The sequence below is a fragment of the Nonlabens sp. SY33080 genome (assembly GCF_011784885.1).
Lineage (GTDB): Bacteria > Bacteroidota > Bacteroidia > Flavobacteriales > Flavobacteriaceae > Nonlabens > Nonlabens tegetincola.
Map to the genome: position 1 here is coordinate 2,179,991 of NZ_CP050461.1, position 11,937 is coordinate 2,191,927.

Genomic DNA, 11,937 nt, shown 5'->3' on the forward strand with positions numbered 1-11,937 from the left:
CGTCTTACTTCAAAAACGAGTGAGACGTTTGTGTTTTATCTTCTTCACCATTTTGGTCAAAGATGCGCAATTGCTTCATCCAGTAACCTAATGCTACGATAAGTATAATGATGGCGATCCAAGTAATAGAGTTTGCAGCCCACCAATTTTCATTTTCTAGCTCTCTTAAAAAATCTAAAGGAGCAAATAAAAGATCTACAAATAAGTATTCGATTCCTTCTAATAATTCTTTCATTGCAGTAAATTGCTTGTTATCCTGCAAAAGTAATATAAAAAGCTGATGCTTCATAGATTTTTTGAAACTACTCAACCTATTCATTACGCACTTTATAGTGGGCTCGTAATTGTTGCTGGATTTACATCTGTATTTTGGTTTGAGCAACTCTCGTTCCAGACGGTTATAACCGTTTTGGGATTAGTCTTTTTATTGCTATTGACTCAGTTTATTCTAATAAAAAATGAACTTACTCAAAACTCTAGTTATGCTTTTATGAGCATGTCTGTATTATTGTGTTTGTTGTTTCCTGATGTTTTTTCCGATTGGTTGTGGTTAGCTAATATTTTAATATTTATGTCTTTAAGGCGATTGCTTAGTATGCGTACTAGGCATTCCATATTGGCCAAAATTTTTGATGCTAGTTTCTGGATAACTATAGCTTCCTTAATTGAACCAAAATTTTGCCTTTTTTTTCTTCCAGTTTTTGTTGGAGTCTTTTTGTGGGCTCGCAATAATTATAGATTCTGGGTTATTCCATTTTTAGGGATTACAACCGTGTTAATAATTAGCTGGGTAATTCAATTATATTTTAATATTGACTTATTACCTAGATTAATTTTGAGTTCTTCCTATGAGTTTGCGGAATCACATGTTTTACAACTTCACTGGGTTTCTATCCTATTGCTATCACTTATTGTAGCAGGTATAATTTTATATATAGGATCAATAATAAGTGTCATACATAAGACTAGAGCAAAGTATTCAGTGTTATTCTTTTATAGTCTAGTTTCTGCAATAATTTTTTTATGGTTAGATAAAAATCAGACAGCCAGTCAACTATTACTGTTTTTACCAGCTGTTCTTTTTCTAAGCTACATTTTTACTTCTTCATCAAATAGAGTTTTAAAAATCATTCTGGTATTAATCCCTATTACGATTTTAGTAGTGAGAACGATATTCATTTTGTAAAACACTCTTTACAGGCATGGTAAAATAAAATAATTGTAAAATAATTGCCGTTCTACTATAAATCAGTGATAACTGTATTAACTTTAAGACATTATCCGATTACTAACCATACCATTATGAAAAAACTTCTTTTATTGTCGTCTTGTTTATTATTACTTTTTTCATGTTCTGAGAAAAACCCTAAAGAACTTCAAGAAGAACAAGCTGCCGAGTTTTTTAAATTCCGAACTATAATCGATCAAGTAACCGATAATGTTGTAAGTGCTCATGAAAATATAACTGTAAGATTTACAAATCCACAAACTAATTGGAATTCTGGACAAACAGTACCAGAAGATGTGTTTAAAATATCTCCAGAGGTTAAGGGAAAATCTATTTTTATTGATAATCAAACAATTTCATTTGTTCCGGACGAACCTTTAGAAAACAATACTAATTATCAGGTCAAACTTCAGGTTGGTAAATTATTACAGGTAGAAGACGATTTAAAAGAGTTTAATTTTTCTTTCAAGACGATTAAGCAAGATTTTATAGTAAACATTGAGCCTGTTATAAGCGTTGACAAAAACACGCAACGTGTTATAGGCTTTATACGAGCAAGCGATATTCTCACACTTGAAGATGCAAGAAAAATCGTCACAGCCAGGATTAACAGTAAAGAACAAGATATTAGCTTTCAATCTGATATTGAAAAAGCCAGTTCTTTTAGCTTTATGATTGACAATATTAAACGCACCGTCGACGATCAGGAGCTTAAAGTTTTTTGGAATGGTGCTGCAATTGGAGTAAACGATAAAGATGAAGTATCCATTACCTTACCAGGAAAGGATAATTTTTTAGTCACTGATATTCAACTTGTCAATTCAGAATCCTCTTATGTTGCTGTGCATTTTTCTGATCCTTTGAAAAAAACACAAAATTTAGATGGCTTAATTTCTATAGAAGGACAAAAAGATCTCAAACTAGAAATTGAATCTAATACTGTTAAAGTCTACACACTAAATGCTATCTCAGGTTCCAAAATGGTCGAGGTTTTCAATGGTGTTGAAAGTACTGATGGATACAAATTGAAAAAACCATTTTCTAGCTATATCGCTTTTGAGCAAGTAGAGCCAGAAGTCAAATTGATTAAGTCTGGTGCAATTTTACCTAGTTCACAAAATACTAGCGTTCGTTTCAAAGCGGTAAACTTAAACGCTGTTGATGTAATGGTTTATCGTATTTATGAAAATAATGTTTTACAATTTCTTCAATCTAACAATATAGCATCTACTGGGAATATGAGAAGGGTTGGCAGGCCTATTGCACGTAAGGTACTTGATTTGAAATCTTCCGTTAAAAATATAAGTACATGGAATGTATTTTCAGTTGATTTAAATGAACTTATTACACCAGAACCTGGCGCAATATATCGAGTAGAGTTGGATTACAAACTAGCTTACAGCGCCTACTCTTGCAACTATACTGCCGAAAACCAACCTGAAATCGAAGAAATAGATTACAACGATTCCTTTGAAACAACAAATTGGGATAGTTACCAAAACTATTATTACGATGAATACGATTATTCCTATAACTGGCGAGATAGGGAAGATCCATGTACACATAGTTTCTATAGGAATAAAACAGTAAGCACAAACATATTAGCTAGTGATATAGGAGTAACCGTTAAAAAAGGACAGGATAATAGCTTTTTAGTAGCTGTGACTAATTTACTTTCAACAAGTCCTCTTGCTGGATCATTAGTGACCTTTTATAACTACCAGCAACAAGAAATTGCAACTACTAGGACGAGTGCCAGTGGACTCTCGCAAATTAAACTAGATCAAGTCGCTTATTTTGTAAAAGTTAAATACAAGGATCAATATGCTTACGTAAGATTAGACAACGGCCAAGTATTACCGGTAAGTAAGTTCGACACGTCTGGAGAACAATTGCAAAAGGGAATTAAAGGATATATCTACACAGAACGTGGAGTATGGAGACCAGGAGATCATATTTATTTATCATTTGTTTTAAATGATAGTGATAATAAACTGCCTGCTAATCACCCTATCAAACTAGAGTTAAGAGATCCTAATGGTAAAATGATACATCAAGAGGTTCAAAAAAATGGCTTGAATAAAGTGTATCAATTTGATTTACAAACGGACGAAACAGCACCTACTGGAAATTGGAATGTACAAGTTCAAGTAGGAGGAATAAGCTTTTATAAAACTTTAAAGATTGAAACGATAAAACCTAATAGGCTTAAAGTGCAGTTAGATTTTGAAGATGATCTAATCACAAGCGGTAAAAAGGTTGATATTGATTTATCTGCTATGTGGCTACATGGTGCCAAGGCTAAAAACCTAAAAGCAAATACTACTGTAAAATACTATAGAACATCGACAAAATTTCCTAAATATGACAACTATAATTTTGATGATCCATCTCGATATTTTGAAATGATAGAAAACGAGGTTTTTGATGGCAAATTAAATAATGATGGAAAGGCAAGTTTTTCTATTAATCCTGAGCTAAATAGTCAAGCGCCTGGAATGCTAAAAGCTAACTTTCTCACTAAGGTTTATGAAAACGGTGGTGATTTCAGCACCAATGTTACTTCATCGTCCTACTCACCATATACACATTATGTCGGGTTAAAAGTACCACCAGGAGATAAAAGACGTGGGATGTTAGTTACCGATAAAGACCACATCTTTGACGTGGTCACAGTTAATGAAAAAGGAGAGGCAACTGCTAGACAAAACCTTGAAGTGAATGTATATAAAGTATCGTGGAGATGGTGGTGGCAAAGCACTTCAAACTCCTTATCGAGATATGAGTCAATGGAATCCAGGCAATTAGTAAATTCTCAAAAAATATCCACAAACGGCTCTGGAAAAGGTAGTTTTAAAATGCAAATCAAGTACCCAGAATGGGGTAGGTATTTTGTTAAAGTTTATGATCCAGAAAGTGGTCACAGCACAGGTAAAATAGTTTACGTGGATTGGCCAGGTTGGGCAGGAAAATCACGAAAAGCTGATCCAGAAACCGCAAGTATGCTGGTCTTTAATGCAGATAAAGAATCCTATAATGTAAATGAACAAGCGCAAATAACATTTCCTAGCAGTTCCGGTGGAAGAGCTTTGATTACCATTGAAAATGGAACAGAGATTTTAGACGCAAAATGGGTTCAAACCAACAAGGATAAAACGACCACCACATTAACAATAGATAGCAGGTATGTTCCTAATGTATATGTACATATAACATACTTACAGCCTCATGCATCAACAGCAAACGATTTACCATTAAGAATGTATGGAGTAATACCTTTAATGGTAGAAAATAAAAACACGCATTTACAACCAGTTATTAAAATGCCTGAAACGTTACAACCAGAAAGTAAGGTTTCTATAACCGTAAGTGAAAAGAATAACAAGTCTATGACCTATACACTGGCTGTCGTGGATGAAGGGCTACTAGACTTAACAAATTTTAAAACACCAAATCCTTGGGATAAGTTCTTTGCAAGAGAAGCCCTAGGTGTAAAAACCTGGGATATTTATGATGATGTGATTGGAGCTTATGGTGGTAGAATAGATGCGGCATTTGCAATAGGTGGTGATGGTACAGCACAAGCGGCCAAAGCAAAAAAGGCCAATCGCTTTGAACCTATGGTGCGCCATATAGGTCCTTTTGAGGTAGCAGCTGGTAAAAGTCGTACACACACCATTGATATTCCCAATTATGTGGGATCAGTGCGCACTATGGTTGTTGCTTCAAATGTTAAAGACGAGTCTTATGGAAACGCTCAAAAAACAACACCTGTAAAAAAACCATTGATGATGCTGGCTTCGCTTCCGCGAAAGCTTACTCCTGGAGAAACTGTCAAATTACCAGTAACAGTGTTTGCAATGGAAGACAATATTAAAAATGTAACAGTCGGCTTTAAACCATCAAATCATTTTGAAATAGTAGGACCTACGCAACAACAGTTAAAATTTGAAGAAGTAGGAGATCAATTAGCTTATTTTGATGTTAAAGTAAAAGATCAGGTAGGAATTGCTCAATTGGAATTTTCTGCGAGTTCATCTGGTGAAAAAGCAAGTTATAAAACTGAAATAGATATTGTCAATCCCAACCCTTTTACCACAAGTAGTCAGCAGGTATTACTCAAGGCAGGAGAAAGTAAAACACTTCCTATAGAGCCTTTTGGAAGTAAAGGAACAAATTCGGGAAAAATTACAGCCTCAACCTTGCCAGAAATGAATATTGGTAAGCGATTGAATTATTTAATAAGGTATCCACATGGTTGTGTGGAACAAACCACTAGTGCAGCGTTTCCACAATTAGGATTGTCTACTGTTGCAAACTTGAATTCTCAAGAGCAATCGACACTCTCAAATAATGTAAAGATGGCTATCAATAGGTTGACGAGTTTTCAACGCCCTGATGGTGGATTGTCATACTGGCCAGGCGCAGGAAGTCCAAATGATTGGGGAACAAGTTATGCAGGTCATTTTATGTTAGAGGCAGAACGTGCAGGATACGCCATCCCAGTTACTTTCAAATCAAATTGGATAGCTTATCAAAAACAAGCTGCTAGTAGATGGCGTTACAATGATCACAATGACTTTAATCAAGCGTATCGATTGTACACACTAGCGCTGGCTGGTGTTGCAGATTTAAGTGCTATGAATCGCTTTCGCGAAAGCGGTAATTTATCAAACAATTCTAAGTTACGACTAGCAGCGGCCTATGCTATGGTGGGACAGCAAAAGGTAGCAAATGAACTTTTAAGCAATTCAAATATAGATTTTAAACCCTATCAATGGGATTACAGGTCATATGGGTCGCCAGAAAGAAATCGTGCTATGGCATTGGAAACTTATGTCATTATGGGTAAAAAAGAAAAAGCAAGAGAATTACTTGAGAATATTGCCAAACAACTAGCTGATAATCGATATATGAATACGCAGGCAATAAGTTACAGTCTAGTATCTATTAATAAATATGTAGAGAGTTTAGGCGGTACAGGATTTAGTATCGAGTTGCTTGATAAGGGTAATAAGGAAGTTATTGAGTCCAAGAAAAGTATAGTGATGCGAGATTTACAAGTGGCTTATAATCCAACAACTATTCAAGTGACCAATACAGGGAATGTAGACGTGTTTCTAACTACAGCTTTAACTGGGAAATTACCCGTAGGAAAAGATAAAGTAATCCAAAGTAAATTGTCAATGGTTGTTACTTATACAGACAAAAATGGAAATCCAATAGACGTTAGTAATCTTTCTCAAGGAACCGAGGTTTCCGCAATAGCTACCATAACAAATACAACAGGTGTCACTATTAGAGACGTTGCTTTTTCACAAATTGTGCCGTCTGGTTGGGAAATGGTAAACACTCGGTTTACTGAATACGGTGACGAAGAAAACAATCAGGTAGAATATAAGGATATAAGAGATGATAGAGTGCATTACTATTTTGACTTACAGCCTAAAAAATCCATTAGTTTAAAAACGGTTATTAACGCAAGTTATTTGGGAGACTACTACTTGCCAGGTTCACAAGCTGAGGCTATGTACGATGGTGATTATGTTGTGCGCAGTCAGGGAAAATGGATTACAGTAAAGCGGTGATAAATGATAACAACTCCTTATTATGCAGTAATCTTCACTTCAATTCTTAAAAAAGATGATCCTGAATATCATTCAATGGCCAGTTTAATGGAACAGGCTGTTACTAACAATGACGGATTTATACAACTTGAAAGTGCCCGTGATGATTTAGGAATTACTATATCATACTGGAAGGATTTGAGCTCCATTAAAAAGTGGAAACGTAATTTGCAACATTTGAAAGCGCAAAAATTGGGTAAAACCCAATGGTATTCCTATTATAAGGTTCGCATTTGTAAGGTAGAACACGAATATGAATTTAAAATTTAAATACATTAAAATTAGTTTATTTTCTTTCCTTTGCAAGCTATGACACAAGCTGACAATCCTTTTTCACAAGGTAAAGTGATATTAATTGATAAGCCGCTAGAATGGACTTCATTTCAAGTAGTGAATAAAGTGCGCTGGCTGATTAAAAGAAAGTTTAAGCTTAAAAAGATCAAAGTAGGTCATGCAGGTACTCTAGATCCACTAGCAAGCGGATTACTTATATTGTGTACTGGTAAAGAGACTAAAAATATTACTACCTATCAAGCGCAACGTAAAGAATATACCGGGACCATTACTTTAGGAGCTACTACACCTAGCTACGACTTAGAAACGGAGATTGATAAAAGGTTTGATTACGATCATTTAACTGAAGACGACATTAGAAAAGCGGCAAACAGTTTTGTGGGCACCATTGCTCAAAAGCCGCCGATATTTTCGGCCATTAAAAAAGGTGGAAAACGTTTGTATGAGCTAGCTAGAGCTGGTGAAACTACCGAAATAAAAAGTCGAGAGGTGACCATTCATGATTTTGCAATCACTAGAATTGATTTGCCAGAAGTGGATTTTAAAGTGAGTTGTAGTAAAGGAACTTACATAAGATCTCTAGCTCATGATTTAGGCATCGCATTAAATAACGGAGCTCATTTAAGTGCCTTGCGTAGAACTGCAATAGGTGATTATCGCGTAAAAAATGCTATGACTGTTAAAGAGTTTGAAGAACAATTAGATTAGCTTAAAAATTAAAAAATTATTGTTTTTCGATAATTAATTATATATTTGTTATCGAAAAACGATAATTATGAAAGCTATTCAAGTTCTAAGAGCTATTTTAAGATTGCTTTATTTTTTTGCCATATTGAAAATAGTATTTCTTCCAATTGAGTTTTTACTTACTGTAAATAATATAGAAATATATGAACTATCAGGATTCTTAATAAGTAATCACCATTGGTCATTCTATCCAGTTTTACTACTTTTCTATGTTGGTCTTGTATTCTTCGTAATAATGCTGTATCATTTGAAAATTGCTGCGTTTACAATTACACCTAAACATTTATTTAATCTTCAAACAGGAGAGTCGCTTAAAAAGGCTGGGTGGTTTTGTATAACAGGCGTTTTATTAACGAATATTCCAGTATGGGCATACCATATTTACTCGCTTACTTTGAAAATCAAATTTTTTGATCATTCAGTAATTAGGGTAGGGTCTGGCTTTGGAGCTACTTTAGTTATTATTTCTTTTGGTCTATTCTTAATCATCTTGAGCAAATTAGCTTCTGAAGGAGTGAAATTGAAACAAGAAAATGACTTAACTATTTAGCCTATGCCTATTGTAATCGAATTAGATAAAATTCTCGCAGAGCGAGGTATGAGAAGTAATGAACTTGCTCAAGCAATAGGAATTACCACGGCAAACCTTTCTATTCTAAAAACGGGTAAAGCCAAGGCAGTTAGATTTTCTACTTTAGAGGCTATCTGCAAAGTATTGGATTGTAAGCCAGGTGATATAATTAAATTTCATTCATAATGTAAAGGTTGATTAGGTAGTATAAAACGATTTTGTTTAATTATTTTAAAGATATTCTTAAGATATCAGTATATTTATCTTTTAAATTAAAGAAAGAATGAAAAAAGCACTTTTGTTAATAGCATTTATTGCAGGAACTTCGGGAGTTTTTGCACAAGATTTATCTAAGGAAATGACTATAGCTCTCAAAAATGATGATGTTAGAGCTATTTCTTCATTAGTTAATGATTCTAACAAGGATGCATGTCTAGTATCTGGAAGTCAGGAATACAACCTTCTTCAATACAGTGCTATGATGAAAAGTAATGATATAGCTGTTTATTTAATACAACAGGCTAAAGCAGATGTTAATGGCACTTGTAACAACATGACTCCATTAATGATGGCCGCTAAAGCAGGGAATAGCTCTTTAATATCTACATTGTTAGAAGCTGGTGCAGATGCATCAATAAAGATAGATGGTAAAACAGCACTAGATTATGCTGAAGAAACTAAAAATATTGCAACTATAGCTGCACTAAGAAAGTAATATATACTCTTAACTATAACCAACGGAAACCCTGACAGTTTTGTCAGGGTTTTTTTTTGAATGACTCTAAAAAACTGAACTCAATTATTGTTTAAATTTTATCAAATAAAACTAAACAAGTATCTTTACTAAGTTAAAAAATTAACGATGTTAAAATCCTACCCTAAAAAAATTGAAATTTCTACATGTGAAGACGAGCCTATACGTTTTATACATAGAACTCAATCACATGGTGTACTATTAGTCATAGATAATGATTTTAACATCCTACAATATTCTAAGAATGCAACCGATTTTTTGAATGTTCAGATTGATCTTTTAAACAGTAACTTATCTACGTTACTGCAGGAAGAGGTAATTTATAAATTGAAAATACAGCTTATAAATAACGATTTCAAGACAGTAGTAGACGGTGAATTTTCTTATAAACTTTCTTTGAGTAATGAGGGATTGTTGTTGGATATTGAAAAGTATGATTCAACATTAAATCTTCTAGAAGAGCAACAACTAATTATAAGCGCTCTCAATAAAATGTCTTCGTGTAATAGTGTTCAGGAGGTTTTAAATACTGCAGTAAATGAAATAAAACATTTCCTTAATTATGATAGGGTTATGGTTTACAAGTTTGATGCAGATTGGAACGGAGAAGTCATAGCAGAAGCGGCTAATAATGATTTGCACTCCTGGTTAGGTCTACATTATCCTGCCGGTGATATACCAAAAAACGCACGTGACCTTTTTAAGGAACAAGGTGTAAGAATTATATCAAATCTAAAAGAACCAGATTACCCTTTATTTCCTATGGTAAATCCACAGTCAGGTTTTTTAACTAATTTAAGTAACTCTATTCTTAGAGGTTCTAGTGATATTCATAAAGAATATTTAGGGAATATGGGAGTTTGTGCAACTTTAAGTTGTGCAATAGTGATCGAGGATAAATTATGGGGATTAATTGCTTGTCATCATTATAGTCCAAAGTTTATCGACTTTCAAAAACGTCAAACCTGTTTTTTACTTTCTGACATAATAAGCAATCAAATTACGATAAAAACGTCAAATGACTTTATATCACGTTTGAATCAAAACAGTCATGTACGTTCTAAACTTGTTCACTATATGAGTGAAAAATGGGATCTCGTGCACGGACTTACAAACAATGAGGTTACCGCACTAGATTTGGTTAAATCAGATGCTTTTATCATTAAGTATGACACTCAATTAAGCTCAATAGGTCTGTCATTGGAAGTCACAGATATTAAAAATATAATCAAGAAATTTGAAGTTCTATGTGATGAAAACGGTTTTTATAGTTCTAATTCCTTTAGCAAAGAAACTTCCATTCCTAGTTTAGAAAAGTTACAATTCGCTGGTGTGGTCTTATATAAAATAAGCAAGAAGAAAGGTGACTGTATAGTATGGCTAAGAAAAGAACAGATTGCTGAAATTAATTGGGGTGGTAATCCAGACAAAAAACAAATCCAAGGAAATCTAACTCCTCGTAAATCATTTGAAAAATTCACAGAACAAGTAAGAGAGCATTCCATACCATGGCAAACACACGAAATAGCAGCTATTAAAGCCTTTGTTGAGGATGTTAAAAATATAATCGTAACTAAATTTTCTGAAGTATCTAAACTAAATAGACAGCTTTTGTCTTTAAATCAAGAATTAGAAAGTTTTAGTTACAGTGTATCGCATGATTTGAGAGGTCCATTGCGTGGTATAGATGGTTTTGCTCAAATACTTATGGAGGATTACATGGATCAATTAGATGAGGATGGTAAGCAGAGTCTTCAAATAATCATTAATAGTGCCGCTAGAATGAACGATTTAATGGACTCTATTTTGAGTTATAGTGGTCTTAGTAAGCTCAGGAAAATTGATGATGATATCGATGTTGAGAAACTTTGTAATGATATCGTAAAAGATAGTAATATGAAAAGGCGCTATCCAAAGACTCAATTTAATATTCAAAAAGGATTACCTTCAATATATGGAGATAGAGCAATGTTGTACCAGTTGTTTTTTAATTTACTATCAAACGCTTTTAAATACAGTTCCAAAAAGGAAGCTCCACAAGTAACCGTATCGCAATACAACGACGGTGAAAAGGATGTTTATGTTGTAACTGATAATGGTGTTGGATTTGATCCTAAATATGGTAAAAAGATTTTTGGTGTATTTACACGTCTTGTTAAAGAAGAGTACGAAGGTACAGGTGTAGGACTGGCTATTGCGCAAAGGGTGGTGTTTAGACACGGTGGCGATATCTGGGCAGAAAGTGAACTAAACAAAGGAACGACGATAAAATTTTATTTTAAATCAATTAGGTAGAATGGATTCAATTCAAAGAAAAAATATTGTCTATATAGAAGATAGGTTAGAAGATATACAATTGTTTAAAAGAATCATTAAGAAAGAATTTTCTGACTCAAATTTTATATCTTTCGATGATTCAGAAAAAGTACGGCATTTAATTGAGAACAATGAATTTGAAAAAATTAGACCAGATTTAATTTTTATTGATTTGAAAATGCCAAAAGTTTCTGGATTGGAGCTTTTGGGAGATTTAAATAAACAAGAATTCCGTAGAATTCCAAAAATAATGTTTAGTTCAAGTACTATAAATAGTGATATCGAACACGCTTATAATCTAGGAGCTAACTCTTATGTGGAAAAACCTAAATCTTTTCAGTCGTTAAAATATACTGTTGTAAACGCTGTAAAGTATTGGGTTGAAATTAATCTAAGTTAA

General features: G+C 33.7%; 10 protein-coding genes. 9 read left to right on the forward strand and 1 reads right to left on the reverse strand.

Annotated elements, in window-relative coordinates:
- Window positions 1-4 precede the first annotated feature (4 nt).
- Window positions 5-235, reverse strand: a complete 231-nt coding sequence (locus HCN53_RS09820; RefSeq protein WP_060523411.1) for a DUF6341 family protein — start codon at window positions 233-235, stop codon at window positions 5-7.
- Between the two features lie 45 nt (window positions 236-280).
- Between HCN53_RS09820 and HCN53_RS09825 the strand changes: the two genes are divergently transcribed.
- The 9 genes from HCN53_RS09825 (at window position 281) to HCN53_RS09865 (ending at window position 11,937) form a co-directional block, all read left to right on the forward strand.
- Window positions 281-1,186 (forward strand): hypothetical protein, encoded by a 906-nt coding sequence (locus HCN53_RS09825; protein ID WP_167342835.1) that lies wholly within the window; start codon window positions 281-283, stop codon window positions 1,184-1,186.
- A 116-nt stretch (window positions 1,187-1,302) separates the two neighbouring features.
- Entirely contained in the window at window positions 1,303-6,816 is a 5,514-nt protein-coding gene (locus tag HCN53_RS09830) for an alpha-2-macroglobulin family protein (protein WP_167342836.1), read from the forward strand.
- 3 nt (window positions 6,817-6,819) lie between these two features.
- Complete coding sequence (locus HCN53_RS09835; protein WP_167342837.1) at window positions 6,820-7,125, forward strand: antibiotic biosynthesis monooxygenase family protein; 306 nt, start codon at window positions 6,820-6,822, stop codon at window positions 7,123-7,125.
- A gap of 39 nt (window positions 7,126-7,164) precedes the next feature.
- Complete coding sequence (gene truB / locus HCN53_RS09840) at window positions 7,165-7,857, forward strand: tRNA pseudouridine(55) synthase TruB (protein ID WP_105017776.1); 693 nt, start codon at window positions 7,165-7,167, stop codon at window positions 7,855-7,857.
- A 67-nt stretch (window positions 7,858-7,924) separates the two neighbouring features.
- Entirely contained in the window at window positions 7,925-8,446 is a 522-nt protein-coding gene (locus HCN53_RS09845; protein ID WP_105017775.1) for a DUF2975 domain-containing protein, read from the forward strand.
- Window positions 8,447-8,449: 3 nt separating this feature from the next.
- Entirely contained in the window at window positions 8,450-8,653 is a 204-nt protein-coding gene (locus HCN53_RS09850) for a helix-turn-helix domain-containing protein (RefSeq protein ID WP_060523406.1), read from the forward strand.
- Between the two features lie 97 nt (window positions 8,654-8,750).
- Complete coding sequence (locus tag HCN53_RS09855; RefSeq protein WP_052510257.1) at window positions 8,751-9,182, forward strand: ankyrin repeat domain-containing protein; 432 nt, start codon at window positions 8,751-8,753, stop codon at window positions 9,180-9,182.
- Window positions 9,183-9,329: 147 nt separating this feature from the next.
- Window positions 9,330-11,516: an ATP-binding protein gene (locus HCN53_RS09860; RefSeq protein WP_167342838.1), complete on the forward strand. Its 2,187-nt coding sequence runs from the start codon at window positions 9,330-9,332 to the stop codon at window positions 11,514-11,516.
- Between the two features lies 1 nt (window position 11,517).
- Complete coding sequence (locus tag HCN53_RS09865; protein WP_105017773.1) at window positions 11,518-11,937, forward strand: response regulator; 420 nt, start codon at window positions 11,518-11,520, stop codon at window positions 11,935-11,937.